Raw genomic sequence first — 16,679 nt, forward strand, 5'->3', positions numbered from 1 at the left:
TTTACATATCACGGTCTGTCGCGGTGATATTACTTTTATGAATGGAACGTATTATTTATTATAATACAAAGCCCTGCCGTTGGCTACCGAAAAATGTCCCAAAAAATCCGTAATGAATAAACGAATGTCTGCACATTGTGGACAGTTCATGAAAATTAGTAATGCGTAATCAAAAATCAGTAATTTTTTGTGATAGGTGAATGCATACCTGTGAATCACGGCAATTCCTAATTCCTAATTCCTAATTATGTGTTATACTGTATTATAGCACAATAATGTAAGGAGCCAACTCAACTATGCACCACCGCCGACCGGCTGCGCCGCACAGCCACCGTCCCAATCACAGACAGATCAACCGCCTGATGCCGTTCACGACGGCGCCGCTGTTCCATGCTCTGCAGCTGCTCGAGACCGGCGACTCCGCGCGGTTTCACATGCCCGGGCACAAGGGTGAGCCGGTTTTCAACACCTATGCGGATATTTTTTCCATCGACTTTACCGAAACCTACGGCACCGGTAACCTGTACACCGGTGAAGGCCCTATCCGCGATGCGGAGGTTGCCGCCGCGCGGTATTTCAGCGCGGAGGACTGCTTTTTTCTGACCGGCGGCTCGACACAGGGCATTCTGGCCATGCTCGGCACAGCGGTCGGACGCGGCGGCGCTGTCCTGCTCGACCGTGAAGTACACAAGTCCGTCTGCTACGGCTGTGCGCTGCTCGGCATTACGCCGTATTTCTTTTCTGCACCGCTGATCGAGCCATTCGCGGTTTCCGGTGCGCTTCCGGTCAAGGATGCGGAAGCACAGCTGATCGCGCATCCGGAGATCAAGGCAATCCTTCTGACTTCTCCGACCTATTACGGCATCCGGCGGGCGATTCCCGAGTTTGCCGATCTGTGCCGCGCGCACGGCAAGCTGCTGCTCGTAGACGGAGCACACGGTGCGCACTTCCCTGCCGTCGGCCTGCCGACGCCGGTCGCGGAAGGTGCGGATATGGCCGTGCTCTCCATGCACAAAACGCTGCCGTGCATGGGACAGGGCGCCGTTCTGCTCTCCGCGGCAGGCGTGGACCGCCGCGCACTGCGCGAAAACACCATGCTGTTCGGCACGTCCAGTCCGTCCTACCCCATTATGGCGTCCATTGACCTTGCGCGTGCCTACACCGAGGGTCCCGGTCACGCGGAGTACCGCCGCTCGGCAGAAACCTGCGCCGAACTGCGTACCTATGTGCAGCACCGGACCATGTTCACCGCACTGACCGAGGATCATTTTCCGGCGCTTGACCCATGCCGTCTGACGGTGTGCACCGCCGGAACCGACATCACCGGTCACCAGCTGGCCGATACGCTGTGGAGCGAATGCGGCGTGGCGTGCGAGATGGCGGACGACCGCAATGTTGTGTTCATCCTCACCGGCTCCGACCCGAACGGTGCGATCAGCCGTCTGAAGCGCGGTCTGCGGCGCATTTCCAGACGGCGCGAGCTGATTCCCCTGCCGTCCCTGTCCGCACCGTTTCCGCCCGCCGAGCGCGTGATGAGCGTGCGCGACGCATGGTTCTCACAGACCGGCAGAGTCCAGCCTGCCGCTGCCGAGGGTCTGGTCTGCGCCCGTCCGGTCACGCCGTATCCGCCCGGTGTGCCGCTGCTCTGGCCCGGCGAGAAAATTACAGGAGCGCACATTGCACTTATCCGTGAAAGATGGTACAATATAATAGATGAAATAACCGTTGTTGTCCATCAATAACGCGTCTCATCCAAGCAAACGATATGTTTCCGCGCAGCAATGCGAATAGGGGGTTACTATTATGAAAATGGTACTGGCTATCATCAATTACGATGATTCGCAGGATGTTATCTCCAGCCTGATGAAAGCAGGCTTTTCCATCACCAAACTGGCGACCACCGGCGGCTTCCTCAAAGCAGGCAACGTCACGATCCTGATCGGTCTGGACGAAAGCAAGCTGGATGAGTGCTTTGACATCATCCGCGAGCACTCCTCCTCCCGCAAGCAGATCATGCCGGCAACAGCTGAGCTCGGCATGGGCTTTTTCCCGTCCACGCCGGTGCAGGTCGAAGTCGGCGGCGCAACCGTATTTGTACTCAACGTCGAGCGTTTTGAAAAGCTGTGATTTCATTTGACGCACTTGCGGGCAACAATGCGCTCAAAAACAGCCTGAAGCATGCGCTGAACGAGCGGTTTCCGCAGACCGTGCTGCTGTCCGGTGACGATCCGGCGGCGCTCAAAACCCTTGCGACTGTACTCGCGGCCGGTATTTTATGCGAAGGCACGGGCAGTCATCCGTGCGGAAACTGTCTGCCGTGCCGCAAGGTGGAGCAGGGTGTGCACCCGGATCTGATGATCGTGGACGAAGGAGAGGCCGAACTCAAGGTCGATCTGGCGCGTCAGCTCAAGGCGGAAAACGCCATTATCCCGAATGACGGCGAACGCCGTGTGACAGTCATTCACCATGCACAGAATCTCAATCCCATGGCGCAGAATGCGCTGCTCAAGGAGCTGGAGGAGCCGCCTGCATATGCGTTCTTCATTCTGACCGCCGAGCAGCCGGATTCGCTGCTGCAGACCGTGCGCTCGCGCTGCACTAAATTTGCGCTCGAGCCGTCGCAGGCGGCGGTGTCGGACGAGGAAGCGGCAAGCCTGCTTGCACCCTATCTCTCTGCGGTTGCCGAACGGCGCGAGGACCGCATGATGCTCAGTGCAATGGGTCTGGAAAAAACGCCGCGCCGCGCACTCTCAGGCGTGCTCGGCATTCTGCAGGCCGCTGTCCGGGACGCGATTTTCGTCTCGAAGGCTCTGCCGCAAAAGCCGCTGCAGCCTGCACTCCGCAAGCAGACGCAGGCACTCGCCGGCGCCGTCAGTACGGAACGTCTGCTGGCGGTCTACGATTTTATTGATGTGCTGATCGACCGTGTGTCGCGCAACGCGGCATCCGCGGCTGTCACCTGTGCATTAACAAGCGATATCTACCGCATCTGTTACGCTTCCTAAGCGTTTCCATCATACAGGAGGAAAACTTTTTGACAACAATAATCGGAGTTCGTTTCAAATCGAACGGAAAAATGTATTATTTCGACCCGCAGGGTCTGGAAATCGCACCCGGTACGGGTGTGATCGTCGAAACGGCCCGTGGCGTGGAATACGGCGACTGCGTGCAGGGCAACACCGATGTGCCCGATCAGCAGGTCGTGCAGCCGCTCAAGCGCGTGGTCCGTGTGGCAACCGAGACCGATATGAAAACGCTCGAGCGCAACAAAAAGCGTGCCGACGAGGCGTTTATTATCTGCAAGCAGAAGATCGAGGACCGCGGTCTGGAAATGAACCTTGTCACCGCGGAATGCACCTTTGATATGAACAAGCTGCTGTTTTACTTCACCGCAGACGGCCGCGTGGACTTCCGCGAGCTGGTTAAGGACCTTGCGAGCGTGTTCCGCACCCGCATTGAGCTGCGCCAGATAGGCGTGCGCGATGAGGCAAAGATGATCGGCGGTCTGGGCTGCTGCGGCCGCGAGTTGTGCTGCAGCTCGTATCTCGATGATTTCCATCCGGTCTCCATCAATATGGCAAAGGATCAGAACCTGTCGCTCAATCCGGCGAAGATTTCCGGTGTGTGCGGCCGCCTGATGTGCTGTCTCAAGTATGAGCACGAGGCCTACGCCGAGCTGCAGAAGGTCACGCCGCGTCAGGGCAGCGTGGTCGATACGCCGGAAGGCCGCGGCAAGGTGATTTCCACCCAGATGCTGCGCGGCACCTGCAAGGTGCAGCTGGACGACAGTCCGGAGCACTCGCTGACCGAGTTCCAGTGCACGCAGTGCTGCATGGTAAAGGGTGCGTGCCGCAACCGTCAGAATGCCGCCGCTATGGCCGAGGAACGCCGCAAGCGCGAGGATCAGGAGGATGCTGCCGCTCCCACACCTAAAAAGGATGCACCGAAAAAGAGCGAGACTCTGCATCAGAAGCCGCAGCAGCCGCGTCCGCCGCGCAAGCCTGCCCCGCAGCAGACTGCCGCAGACGAACTGCCCGAAGATGCTCAGAATGAGCTGTCTCCGGACGGTGAAGGTGCGCCGCGCCGTCGCCGCCGCAGAGGCGGAAGACGCCGCCGCAAACCGAATGGCGAAAACGGTGCTCCGGAACCGAATTCCGGCGAAGAATGAGAAAAAGAGCGAAACCACATGGTTTCGCTCTTTTTCAGTCTGTCAATAAAGTCCGTTTTCACGATGCTGACGCTGCCGCGCGGCAGCGCGCATGAAATAGCATTTGCGGCGCAAATGCATGAAAACTGAGGGCGTGTACCTCGGTTTTCATACTTTCAGAGGGAGAAAGTTTCCGCATGGGAACTTTCGGACGTCCGTGTTTTGCAAAGTCAAAACACAGATTGTCGGAAAAACTGTAGTTTTTCGACAGTCTCAAAAAGAGCGAAACCGCATGGTTTCGCTCTTTTTTTGCGCAACTACAGCCGCTCCCCTATCTGCAAGCTCATCGAAGGAAACTGACTTCAATGAATCATGCTTTCTACCATTCTCCTGCTTATTTTGCCGTGGCAGCGTACTTATCAACCAGCGTCTGTGCCATTTCCATCGCCTTCTCGCCCTTATTCAAGCGCAGCGACAGATACGGTGTCGAACCGGCGTTGAGCAGCAGGCGGCCCTTGAATTCACTGTCACCGCAGAGCGCGGACAGGCGCGCGAAATCGGTCTCGGAGAAGGTGAGCAGCAGCCGTCCGTCCTGCTGCTTGATCTCCGCAATCCCCTGCTCACTGGCCTTGGCACGCAGCAGCGCGATATCCAGCAGCGCGATGGCCTCCGCAGGCGGTTCACCGAAGCGGTCGATCAGCTCGTCAAGCATATCACTGCGCTGCTCGTCCGTTCGGATGAGCGCAATACGGCGGTACAGATCGACACGCTGCCCCGCATCCGCAACATAATCGGCGGGAAGGTTGGCGGAAATCAGCAGTTCGGCCGCACAATCGACACGCGGCTTGGGTGTTTCTCCCTTCTCCTCCTGCACAGCCTCTTCGAGCAGCTTGAGGTACAGATCATAGCCGACGCTCATCATGTGGCCGGACTGCTCGGGACCGAGCACATTGCCTGCACCGCGAATTTCCAGATCACGCATGGCAATCTTGAAGCCCGAGCCGAACGCTGCGAACTCACGAATCGCACCAAGGCGCTTCTGCGCAATCTCGCTGAGCGCTTTGCCATGCCGATAGCACAGGTACGCATACGCATGGCGCGACGAACGACCGACACGGCCGCGAATCTGGTGCAGCTGCGCCAGACCCATATTGTCTGCGTTCTCAATAATGAGCGTGTTCGCGTTCGGAATATCAATGCCGGTTTCAATAATCGTGGTGCAGACCAGAATATCAATCTCGCCGTCCGCCATCTCGTTCATAACCTTTGCGATCTCTTTCTGACCCATTTTGCCGTGAACGATGCCGATTCGCGCATCCGGAAGCCGCTGCTGCCACATGTTCGCACATCGCTCGATGGACTCCACGCGGTTGTGCAGGTAGTACACCTGCCCGCCGCGTCCCAGCTCACGCCGGATGGCATCGAGCAGCACGCCGTCGTTCTGCTCAAGCACGAACGTCTGCACCGGATGGCGGTTCTGCGGCGGCTCCTCGATGGAGGACATATCGCGGATACCGGACAGCGCCATGTTGAGCGTGCGCGGGATTGGCGTTGCCGACAGCGTGAGCACGTCCACGTTTTTGCTCATTTCCTTGAGCGTTTCCTTGTGTCCAACGCCGAACCGCTGTTCCTCGTCCACGACGAGCAGACCAAGATCCTTGAACTTGATCTTCTTGTTGAACAGCTTGTGCGTGCCGATAACCAGATCGACCGAGCCCGCCTCCAGCTTTTTGAGCAGCGCAGTCTGCTCCGAGCCGGTCTTGTAGCGCGTGAGCAGCTCGATCGTGATCGGGTGACCCTGAAAACGCTGCATCGCGGTCAGGTAATGCTGCCGCGCGAGTACGGTCGTCGGTACGAGGATCGCCGCCTGCTTGCCCGCGAGAATGCACTTCATCACGGCACGCAGCGCGACCTCGGTCTTGCCGAAGCCGACATCACCACACAGCAGGCGGTCCATCGGACGGTCGGACTGCATATCGTCCTTAATCTCGGCAATGCAGCGCAGCTGGTCGTCGGTCTCCTCGTAGGGGAAATCCTCCTCGAACTCGCGCTGCCACGCGTCATCCGGCGGGAAGGCGTAACCCTTGACCTTGGCGCGCTCGGCGTACAGCTTGATGAGACCCTCGGCCAGCTCCTTCGCAGCCGCTTTGGCGCGTGCTTTCGCCTTGCTCCAGTCCGCGCCGCCGAGCTTGTTCAGCCGCACGCGCTCGTTGTCACCGCCGCCGATGTATTTGGAGATGAGGTCGAGCGAAGTCGCCGGAACATACAGAAAATCCGTTCCCGCAAACGCAATTTTGATGAAATCGCGCTCGGAACCGTCCACCGTCATGCGCTCCATGCCGATAAACCGACCGATACCATGGTGCTCATGCACGACAAGATCACCCGGCGTCAGGTCGGTGTATGACTTCACCTTGTCACGGTTGGACTTCTTGACCTGCGTTTTCTTTCGCCGGGCAAGAACCTGTCCCTCGGTCATGACAACAAGGCCGAGATCGGGATACTCAAAACCGGCAGACAGCGTGCCCTCCATGATGTTGACGCAGCCGCCCTTGGGCAGCAGGTCGCTGATTTTTACGTTGAGACCGGTGTCGGTCAGCGCATCCAGCATGTTCCGGCAGCGCAGCGCACTGCCGCACACGACCGCCACCGCGCGTCCCTGCTCGGTGTAGCTGCGGATGTCGGCAGACGCCATGTCGAGATTGCCGCCGTAGGCGTTCATCTGGTTGGCAATAAAGTTTTCCAGATGCTGCGGCGTCAGCTCGGCCACATTGTTGAGAAAGCTGTCCAGACGCAGAATCTGGCGTTTCATGCTGCATACGCCGACAAAATCGAGCGCATATTCTCCCAGATTCGGCGGCATTTCACCGCGCTCGAGCAGCGCGGTTACATCGTCGGCTACACGCGCGTGGAAATCGCGGACAGCGTCACGCAGACGCGGCGTGTCCTCGATGATGACAATGGCATTTTCGGGCAGATAGTCGAACGCGGTCGCCATTTCGGGATAAATGAGCGGCATATACTTGTCCGCTGCGAGCAGCGAACCGGTCTCGCGCAGACGTTCCGCGTCCCGTTCGAGGTTAGTCTGCAAATCCGCGTGCTGCTTCTTCCGGCGGGTCGAGGTGAGTGCCAGAACAGCCTTTGCCAGTCCTGCCGCACCGCCCTTCGCCAGTGCAGGAATGGATTCCATGCACGGCAGACAGCGCAGGCACTCGCACTGCTCCAACCGGCGCTGACTGCCGACGTCGAACGTGGAGATTGAGTCAATCTCATCGTCCCAGAATTCCACACGGTATGGGTGCTCTGCCTGCGGCGGAAATACATCGAGGATGCCGCCGCGAATGGAAAACTGACCGATGCCTTCGACCTGTACGCAGCGCTCGTAGCCTGCGCGCGTGAGCGACTGTGCCAGCTCATCCAGCGGCGCGGTTTCACCGGTGGCCAGCGACACGATTGCCGCCTTGAGCGCCTCCGGCGGCATGGTGCGCTGGGCTGCCGCCTGCACGGACGCGACCGCAAAATGCGCTTCCGCCAGCTCGTCCAGTGCTGCCAGACGGCGCTGCTCGTAGCCGCGCGACACACCGACTACATCCGCCATCACCAGCTCACGAGAGGGCAGCTGTACAATGTCACGCTCGGAAAAACCGCGCAGATCAGCAGCAAATCGATTCGCAGCGTTATCATCGTCGGTCAAAACCAGTACCGGACGGCCTGTATCCAGTCCTAACGCCGCCGCCAGATGCGCCTTGTGGATGGCTGATAAGCCAACCGCCAGCACCGGAGTTTTGCCCTCATCAACGGCTTGTTTTAACTGTTTGTATTCTTTTAGAAAAGTTATACTTTTTGTAATTTCGTTCAAGAGGTTCACCTCCCTTTCGTAATGGAAAATGGAGGAGTCCGCCTGTAAAAGCGGTTATTGAATAATCGCGCAAAGCGTGATACGAGCGCAACGCGACTGAAGTCTGCGCAAGGATAGCGCTAATTCTCAATTCTCCATTATTCATTCTTAATTATTGAGACACCAAAAGGGCAGATTTCTCAATCTGCCCTAATGTTATGCGTATTTTTTGCGGAATATGCGTGTTAGTCTGCCTTGTGGCAGGTCTCACAGTCTGCATTGCAGCCGAGAATCTCCGCCGGGTCCTTGCCCAGACGCTTGTAATAGTCGGAAATTGCAGAGCGCAGCGCTTCCTCTGCCAGCACGGAGCAGTGCATCTTTACCGGCGGCAGACCGTCCAGCGCCTCAGCAACGGCCTTGTTGGTCAGCTTGAGCGCTTCCTCCAGGCTCTTGCCCTTTACCATCTCGGTAGCCATCGAGCTGGTTGCGATCGCTGCACCGCAGCCGAAGGTCTTGAACTTAACGTCCTCGATGATGCCGTCGTCCGACACCTTGAGGTAAATCTTCATAATATCGCCGCACTTTGCGTTGCCGACCTCGCCGACACCGTTTGCATCCTCAATCTCGCCAACATTGCGCGGATGCGTAAAGTGGTCGAGCACCTTTTCACTGTACTGCATAAAATCTATCTCCTTTTTGTCCAATCAAATGAATATATTGCAGGAAAATCAATCGTAGGGCGCGACAACCCCGGCGCGCCGAGTCGTCGCGCCCTACGGGATACGTTTCCGCTTATCTTAATGTGCGTGCAGCTCGGTTGCAGCGGTCAGGTTAGGATGACCGTTCTCCCAAACCGGGCTCATCGAGCGCAGGGTCTTAACAACATCGGTGACCGTCTCGATGATATAATCAACGTCCTCCTCGGTGTTCTGTTCACCCAGAGTCAGGCGCAGAGAGCCGTGCGCGATCTCGTGCGGCAGACCGATCGCCATCAGAACGTGAGACGGATCGAGCGAACCGGTCGAGCACGCCGAACCGGTGGAGCCGCATACGCCTGCGTTATCCAGTCGCAGGATCAGGCCCTCGCCCTCAATCGCCTCAAAGACGAACGAAGCGGTGCCCGGCAGACGGTTTACGGGATCGCCGGTATAGTGGGAGTACGGAATGTTTTCCATAATGCCCTTAACCAGCTTATCGGTCAGCTTCTTAACGTATCCCATCTTCTCGTCCAGACCTTCAACGGCCTCCTTCATCGCTGCTGCCAGACCGATGCAGCCTGCGGTATTCTCGGTGCCGGAAACCAGGCCGCGCTCCTGACCGCCGCCGTATACCAGCGGCTCAAGAGTGATGCCCTTCTTCACATACAGCACGCCGGTGCCGCGCGGACCGCGGAACTTATGACCGGACAGGGACAGCATGTCGATGCCCATCTCCTGCACGTCAATGTGCATATGGCCAACAGCCTGAACCGCGTCGGTGTGGAACTTTGCGCCAACCGAATGCGCCAGCTCGGCAATCTGCTTGATCGGCTGAATCGTGCCGATCTCGTTGTTTGCCGCCATAACGGAAACCAGTGCGGTGTCCTCGGACAGTTCTGCTTTAAGCTGTTCAAGGTCTACACGGCCTTCCTTATCCACATTCAGATAGGTAACGCGGTAGCCCTCCTTCTCAAGCGCCTCGCAGGTGTAAAGCACTGCATGATGCTCGATCTTGGAGGTGATGATGTGCTTGCGGCCCTTGGAGGACGGACCGTGCATAAAGCCGCGAATCGCAAGGTTGTCCGCCTGCGAACCGCCGCCGGTGAATACGATCTCACCCGGTGCATAGTCGTTCTTCTCGTTTACCGGCTCTGCCGCGTTCAGGCACTTGCCGACAACGGTACGCGCATCGTTGAGCGCTTCCTTTGCCGCACGGCCGATGCGGTACAGCGAAGACGGGTTGCCGTAGTTCTCGGTCAGCCACGGCTTCATAGCGTTAAACGCAGTTTCGGACATCGGGGTCGTCGCCGCGTTATCCGCATATACGAATCTCTTTTCCATAGTATATCTGCCTTTCTTTGTCCAAAAAGGTTGTCTTAAACACAAGCTGAACAGGCGGTTTTCGACGTGCGAAAACCCGAGTAAAATGATAGGTTCAGCGGGTACTACTAATATACACCCGAAACGGGTATTTTAGCAAGTGAAAAACTGACGAAACAGCAAGCATATCCTGCTGCATTTTGCATTAGTTTGTGCATTTTGTGTAGTTTTATAAGGAAGTTAGCTGCGTTTTACCGGTGCGTGTGTGTATCGAGGCGTTTTTTCAGCCGTTCGAGCACCTCAGTGTAACGCTCGGAGCGGGCGGTCGGGTTGCCGCGCAGCAGGCTCTTGCGGGTGCGGCCGAGTGCGGCTGCCCGCTCGTCAAAGCGGCGCTGCAGCTCGTCGAGCTTAGCCTGCAGCTGCTCGCGTGCAGCTTCGGTCTGCGCCCTGCGCTCATCGGAGCGCATTTCATGCATGGCGGCAAGCTGTTCCTTCGCATCGTCCATTTTTTCGGAGAGCTGCGCTTTCGCGTCGGCAAGCTGCTCCCTGGCATCGCCCACACGCTCGGCAAACTGCGCCTTCGCCTCGCCCACCTTCTCAGTGAATTCGCCGTGCGCTTCCTCTACACGGTAGGACAGGTTGGTCAGACCAACAAGCGCAGTCTCGGACAGCTGCTGTCGCAGCTCGGCTCCCTGCTCGCGCAGACGGTCGAGTTCCTCGAGCACCTTGGCGAGATCGAGTGCGCTGCGTACGGATACGATCACATCGCTGATAAATGCCGCCGAAAACAGAACGTCGATCACGATCAGTCCGATAAACGGCAGACCGAGCACCAGCTTTTCAATCGGCGGATGAATGACGCTCGTCAGGATCAGGCCGAGAAAGCCCCAGCACAGTGACGAGCGCAGGCAGACATAGCCCTGAAACTGGAATCTCTGCTTGGAGTAATCCCAGTATTTTACCTTGAATATCTTTTCCATCACCACGCCGACGATGTATTCAAACACAGTCGCCGCGATCATGCTCGCCAGATACAGCCACACCGGATGCTGCTTTAACGGCAGAGAAACATGCAGCAGGATCACGGCGCCGAAACCGTAAATCGGCAGCATGGGGCCGCGCAGGAAGCCGCGGTTGACCAGTCTGCGCTGTCCTACCGAGACCACGGTGGACTCAAAGCACCAGCCGAGCATACAGTACAGGTAGAAAACCAGCAGCCACTGGGCAGCGGAATAACTGTAATACACGCTCTCACTCCTCATGATTTGGATTTCGCATCTATTTATTCTATCGAATTTTTTGACTTTTTGCAAGGGGAACGATATAATAGAATCATACTATTTTAATAGGAAGGGCAGGAACGCCTAATGCTGAATTTTAATCTGCACACCACGACTGAGATTGTATTTGGTAAAGATATTGAGGAACAGATCGGCCCGCGTCTGAAAGAGCTGGGAGCACACCGCATTTTAGTGCACTTCGGCGGCTCGAGCGCCCGTACCTCCGGTCTGCTGGACCGTGTGGAAAAGAGCCTGTTTACGGCGGGTCTTGCCTTTGTTGAACTGGGCGGTGTATCGCCGAACCCGAAGGTATCGCTTGTCCGCAAGGGCATTGCACTGGCAGAGCGAGAGGGCATCGACTTTGTACTGGCAGTCGGCGGCGGCTCGGTAATCGACTCGGCAAAGGCCATCGCTATGGGCGTTGCCACCAAAACCGATCCGTGGCAGTTTGCATCCACCGGCACAAAGCCGGATACCACGCTGCCGGTCGGCACTGTGCTGACGCTGGCAGCCTCCGGCTCGGAAAGCAGCAACTCCTGCGTACTCACCAACGAGGAGACCAAGGAGAAGCGCGGTATCACGAGCGAGACCAACCGTCCGCGCATCAGCTTCCTTGATCCGGAGAACACCTATACTGTGTCCAAATTCCAGACCGGCTGCGGCATTGTGGACATCATGATGCACACACTCGAGCGTTACCTCACGCCGGAAGGCGGCGAAAGCGACATTACCGACCGCATTGCCGAAGGTCTGCTCATTGCCGTGCGCGATGCCGGCCGCCGGGCAATCGCCAATCCGCGCGATTATGAGGCGCGTGCGTCCCTGATGTGGGCCGGCAGCGTTTCGCATAACGATTACACCGGCTGCGGCCGCAAGCGCCTGTTCCCGGTGCATAAGCTTGAGCATGAGCTGTCCGCGTTCCGCGATGAGATTGCACACGGTGCCGGTCTGTCCGTGCTGTTCCCGGCCTGGGCGCTGTACGAGATGAAGAACGACTTTCCGCGCTTTGCTCAGCTGGCGAACCGCGTATTTGGCGTGGAGATGGATTTCCACCATCCCGAGCGCACCGCACGCGAAGGCATCCTGACCATGAAGCGCTTCTTTGAGGAGATCGGCATGCCGACGCATCTGTCGCAGCTTGGCATCAAGCCGGAGAATTACGCACAGCTGGCCGCAAATACCGTCCGCACGGTCAAGGGTCCGGTCAAGAGCTATTCCGCACTTGATGAACAGGCTATCATCGAGATTTATAAGCTGGCGGAGTAAAACCGCCTGTGACAAAGGCAGTGCAATAAGCGTAACAGCTGCGAAGGGAAGGCTGTGCAGCAGCCGCCCCCTGTATCTCATCGCTATCGAGAACAAATGAAAGCAGGGATTTTATGCAAATTGTAGATACCGGCGTACTGACCCCGTCCTTCATGGACTTCTCACTGCCGTCCGAATTTGCGAAAAGTGCGCTGTATTACTGCCCGCAGTTCGGTCAGTTCATCTGCAACAGCGATTACCGGATCGAACGAAACGGCATTGACCAATACCTGCTGATCTACATCAACAGCGGTTCGCTCTGCATCCGCACAGACGGTATGACCGCTGAGGCGCATGAGGGTGAAATAGCGCTGTTCGACTGCCGCAAGCCGCACTGCTACTGGTGTCCGGACAAGGTTGACTTCTACTGGTTTCACTTCAACGGTGCAAGCAGCAAGCAGTACACCGAATATCTGACCGAGCGCTTTGGCCTTGTGCACGAAAAGCAGCCGATGCTGTCGCTCAAGGACCAGTTCCGCACGGTTGTGCACTCGGCGCAGTACGGCATGAGCACGCAGTTTGCCTCCATGAACGAGCACCAGATTTCCATTGCCGTCCACAGCATTCTGGGCGGTCTGGCATCGCAGACCGTGCGAACCACCGTCATCAGCGAGCTGCTTGCACCGGCACTGGCGTACATTCACGGTCATTTTGCTGATGACATTTCGCTGGACGACCTTGCTGAGATGTGCGGCATCAGCAAATCCCACTTTATCCGCAGCTTCAAGCGATACGTCGGTTGTACGCCGCATGAGTATCTGCTGCAGTACCGTCTGCGTCAGTCCAAGCGTCTGCTGCTGTCCAGCGACCTGACCGTTGAGCAGATTGCCGAGGACTGCGGCTTCAACAGTGCATCGCACTTTGCGCGGGCATTCCGGCAGGAAACGGATATTTCACCGACGGCGTTCCGGTCAATTTCCTTCTAAACGCACAAAAAAGACAGACCGCAAAACGGTCTGTCTTTTCTTCTTGTAAATCGTAATTCCGGCTGTCCGCAATGTGCTTCGTGCGGCAGCACGCATTCAATCGAATTTGCGAAGCAAATTCATAAAAAGGCGGGGCGTGTACGCACAGCGCGACCGAGAAGTCGCGCAAGGATAGCGCCTGCCTTTTTATACAAGGGACGAAAAAATGTGTTCGCAGGACGCGTTTTTTCGTCGAAATTCGATTGAAACCGTGGTTTCAATCGAGGCGAAGCCTTTAGCCGCCCAGACCCAGAGGAGAGAACAGCACATAAATGCCTGCCAGCAGGATGAACGTAACTGCAATGACCGGCTTGCGATACTTCCACGGGGTCATATCAACAACCTCAAGATCAGGCAGTACATATGCTTCCTTGCGCGGTGCAGCCTTGGTCAGAATCGCCATCAGGATCAGGTCAATTACGAATGCGCCTACTTCAAAGTACAGGAAGTGGAACGGCAGAAGGTTCATCATCAGGCCATAGCATACGATATGGACAATGATGGCAGCCTTCGGTGCGAAGCTCGGCATGCGCGGAGCCAGAATACCCATAACAACGATGGCCAGAACCGGAACGCCGTAGTAACCCCACATCTGATTGAGGAAGGTGCTGATGCCGGCCGGCAGATACAGCAGGAACGGTGCGATAATAGATGAACTGGATAACGCCGGGCGCTACCAGAAAGATCGGGCAGAATACGCAGGTAAGACCGGTCAGCAGAGAGCCCTTCTGTGCTTCCTTCAGGTTCTTAGCGCCGAGTACGCGCTGCATGATGGACTGGTTGGTGCACCAGTAAGAGATGTGGTTGATACCACAGCCAAGTACGATCATCGGCCACGGAATGTACGGCGGCTGTGCGTCAGCAGGCTGGATCGCATTCAGGTGCTCCGGAGAGGATGTAGCGAAAATGCGGATGCCTTCTGCGATGCTGCCGTCGCCCAGTGCGATAAACGCCAGAACCGGGATCAAGATGACCGCGCCGATGATAAAGATGATGCCGTTCAGAGAGTCCGATACGGCTACGGCCTTCAAGCCGCCGAAGATTGCATAGATACCGCCGATTACGCCGAGTGCAACGCACATTACGGTGGTTGCCATGAAACGGTTGCCGCCCATCAGTGCGGTAATGCCGAAGATACGCTACATCGCTACCGAGCCTGCGTACAGCACCAGCGGCAGCATGGTTACAATATAAGCGACAAGGAAAATGAACGATACAATGACGCGGGTTGCGCGGTCAAAGCGGCTTTCCAGAAATTCCGGGATAGCGGAAATGCCGAGCTTGAAATACTTCGGGATGAAGAACAGCGCCATCAGCGTCAATGCGATCGGGCACATGGTCTCCCAGCCCATTGCAGTCATGCCGGCTGCATAGCCCTGACCGTTGCGGCCTACCAGCTGCTCCGCAGACAGGTTGGTCATCATCAGAGAACCAAAGATAACCAGACCGCTCAGGCTTCGGCCTCCAAGGAAGTAACCGTCTTTGCTGGTCTCGTCCGTTCCCTTGGTTTTAAGCCAGCTTACAAATGCCACCGCTACAGTGACAAGCACAAATGAACCCAGCGTAAATACCATTTTCTCGAAATCCCTCTTGTTTGCTGTGTAAATACGCTGCCACGGGTGTTTGCAGCAGCGTGTCCCTCTTTTTCTCTGCAGCCTGCAGGATAACCTGTACGGAATTGCTAATTTTGTCTATCTCATCCAACTTCATTCCATAGCAATGCCCCCTGATCCTGCTTGGGCAGGAGCAGGGGGCACCACCATACAGAGAAATAGAATGAGAGAAAGGATCTTTGAAATTTGCGTTATATCCATTACGGATTAGCAGAACGTTGGAGCGTTTTCCTGCCGATCCGGAGAGAGGATCTTACGCATGAACATTATCGCACAATCTGCGTTTGTGCGAAATGCAGTTTTCTTAGTGGAGCTGCGTCTTCAGGGTATCCAGGCGCTCCTGCGCGTTGTCCGGGGTAACTACGTCAGAACCAGAGTCAACGAACTCGTCAACGGTCTCGCCGTCCAGAACCTGAACCATGGTCTCAACAGCCTTGTAGCCCATCTCGTAAGCCATCTGGGCGACAGACATCGTCATCTGGCCGGCCAGGATTGCTTCACAAGCAGCGCGGTCACCGTTGAAGCCGAGGAAGATTGTGTTCTTGTATGCGTCATGGCCCTGCGCTGCACGGGCTGCTGCCATAGCCATATCGTCGTTGTTTGCGCAAATGATTGCGATGCCTTCCGGATGTGTCTGCATGATAGCTTCCATAGCGGTGGTAGCGCGGTCAGCAGTTGCGTCTGCGTACTGTACTTCGTCGCTCAGGAAGGTGCCGCCTGCTTCTTCAACGCCAGCCTTGTAGCCGTTCATGCGAGCGGTGTTGGTCTGGTCGCCCTGTACGCCTGCGATCTCAATGCACTTGATATCGGTCCAGCCGGCAGCCTTGGCAGCCTCTACAGCAGCCTCGCCGCCCTTCTTGGCAGCAGCTTCGTTGCCGGTACCTACGAAGGACTTAACCTCCGGTGCCGTGAAGTTGGTGTCGATCGCAACGATCGGCAGCTTGGTGCCGCTGACCAGCTGCGCCGCGGTATCCGACTGCAGCGGAGAAATAACAATGCCGTCATAGCTGCCGGAGCTGAGGTCGGTCTCGATCATGTTCTGCATTTCATCGAAAGCGGTCTCAGAGCTTGGACCCTTAACCTCTACCGTAACCTTGCCCGAATGCTCGGAAGCATAGTCCTCAGCGCCCGACTTTACATACTGCCAGTACTCGGCCGCCAGGGTCTTCAGGATAACGCTGACCTTGTAGCTGCCGCCGGAAGCGGATGCGCCACCGTCATTACTGCTGCCATCGGTCGAGGCAGAATTACCGCCGCCACATGCGGTCATCGATAATGCCATCGCACCTGCCAGCAACATCGCTAACACTCTCTTCTTGTTCATAATTTTTCTCCTTTCTTTTTCCGGGCCCTGCTCTCTCAGCGCCCTTTTACGCTTGTGTATTTCGCACTTGCGTGTACTCTTTATCAGCAGTCCCTCTTGATTTTCTGTTGGAGCGGAAATTCAAGAGGGACCGGATAACAAAATAATGAAAACGGGAATGGTGTAGATGCGATTGTAAAATGGGTATTG

General features: G+C 56.6%; 11 protein-coding genes and 2 pseudogenes. 6 read left to right on the top strand and 7 right to left on the bottom strand.

Annotated features, from left to right (window positions below; genetic code table 11):
• The first annotated feature begins 296 nt into the window (after nt 1-296).
• The 4 genes and pseudogenes from DW088_RS05445 to DW088_RS05460 all read left to right on the top strand — a co-directional run.
• Nucleotides 297-1,742, top strand: a complete 1,446-nt coding sequence (locus DW088_RS05445; protein ID WP_118360040.1) for an aminotransferase class I/II-fold pyridoxal phosphate-dependent enzyme — start codon at nt 297-299, stop codon at nt 1,740-1,742.
• A 61-nt stretch (nt 1,743-1,803) separates the two neighbouring features.
• Nucleotides 1,804-2,127 carry a cyclic-di-AMP receptor gene (locus tag DW088_RS05450; RefSeq protein WP_110435421.1) on the top strand — a complete coding sequence of 108 codons (324 nt, stop codon included), beginning with the start codon at nt 1,804-1,806 and terminating at the stop codon, nt 2,125-2,127.
• Nucleotides 2,124-3,005, top strand: coding sequence for a hypothetical protein (locus DW088_RS05455; protein WP_118360041.1), 882 nt, complete (start codon nt 2,124-2,126; stop codon nt 3,003-3,005). Before DW088_RS05450 ends, DW088_RS05455 begins: the two co-directional genes overlap by 4 nt.
• A 29-nt stretch (nt 3,006-3,034) precedes the next feature.
• Nucleotides 3,035-3,841: pseudogene (locus DW088_RS05460) on the top strand (PSP1 domain-containing protein); the annotation flags it as partial.
• 700 nt (nt 3,842-4,541) lie between these two features.
• On the opposite strand, the gene mfd reads toward DW088_RS05460, so the two are convergent.
• From mfd to DW088_RS05480, 4 genes are all read right to left on the bottom strand, one after another.
• Nucleotides 4,542-8,006, bottom strand: coding sequence for a transcription-repair coupling factor (gene mfd / locus DW088_RS05465; protein ID WP_118360043.1), 3,465 nt, complete (start codon nt 8,004-8,006; stop codon nt 4,542-4,544).
• Nucleotides 8,007-8,230: 224 nt separating this feature from the next.
• Entirely contained in the window at nt 8,231-8,665 is a 435-nt protein-coding gene (gene nifU / locus DW088_RS05470; RefSeq protein WP_118360044.1) for a Fe-S cluster assembly scaffold protein NifU, read from the bottom strand.
• Between the two features lie 117 nt (nt 8,666-8,782).
• The gene (locus DW088_RS05475) at nt 8,783-10,024 is read right to left on the bottom strand and encodes a cysteine desulfurase family protein (protein WP_110435446.1); all 1,242 of its coding nucleotides are present in this window, start codon (nt 10,022-10,024) and stop codon (nt 8,783-8,785) included.
• A 230-nt stretch (nt 10,025-10,254) separates the two neighbouring features.
• Nucleotides 10,255-11,250 (bottom strand): putative ABC transporter permease, encoded by a 996-nt coding sequence (locus DW088_RS05480; protein ID WP_158574618.1) that lies wholly within the window; start codon nt 11,248-11,250, stop codon nt 10,255-10,257.
• Between the two features lie 120 nt (nt 11,251-11,370).
• On the opposite strand from DW088_RS05480, the gene DW088_RS05485 reads away from it, so the two are divergent.
• Together DW088_RS05485 and DW088_RS05490 are read left to right on the top strand one after the other, a co-directional pair.
• Entirely contained in the window at nt 11,371-12,549 is a 1,179-nt protein-coding gene (locus tag DW088_RS05485) for an iron-containing alcohol dehydrogenase (protein ID WP_118360046.1), read from the top strand.
• Between the two features lie 113 nt (nt 12,550-12,662).
• The gene (locus DW088_RS05490; protein WP_118360047.1) at nt 12,663-13,514 is read left to right on the top strand and encodes an AraC family transcriptional regulator; all 852 of its coding nucleotides are present in this window, start codon (nt 12,663-12,665) and stop codon (nt 13,512-13,514) included.
• 274 nt (nt 13,515-13,788) lie between these two features.
• On the opposite strand, the gene DW088_RS05495 is transcribed toward DW088_RS05490, so the two are convergent.
• From DW088_RS05495 to DW088_RS05510, 3 genes and pseudogenes are all read right to left on the bottom strand, one after another.
• Nucleotides 13,789-14,025 (bottom strand): hypothetical protein, encoded by a 237-nt coding sequence (locus DW088_RS05495; RefSeq protein ID WP_118360048.1) that lies wholly within the window; start codon nt 14,023-14,025, stop codon nt 13,789-13,791.
• Nucleotides 13,988-15,127, bottom strand: a pseudogene (locus DW088_RS05500) (sodium:solute symporter family transporter). The gene DW088_RS05495 and the pseudogene DW088_RS05500 overlap by 38 nt, the downstream one beginning before the upstream one ends.
• Before the next feature lie 343 nt (nt 15,128-15,470).
• Nucleotides 15,471-16,490: a sugar ABC transporter substrate-binding protein gene (locus tag DW088_RS05510; RefSeq protein ID WP_118360051.1), complete on the bottom strand. Its 1,020-nt coding sequence runs from the start codon at nt 16,488-16,490 to the stop codon at nt 15,471-15,473.
• Nucleotides 16,491-16,679 lie beyond the last annotated feature (189 nt).

Origin of the sequence: Butyricicoccus sp. AM05-1 (genome assembly GCF_003474415.1) — a bacterium.
Taxonomy (GTDB): Bacteria; Bacillota; Clostridia; order Oscillospirales; family Butyricicoccaceae; genus Agathobaculum; species Agathobaculum butyriciproducens.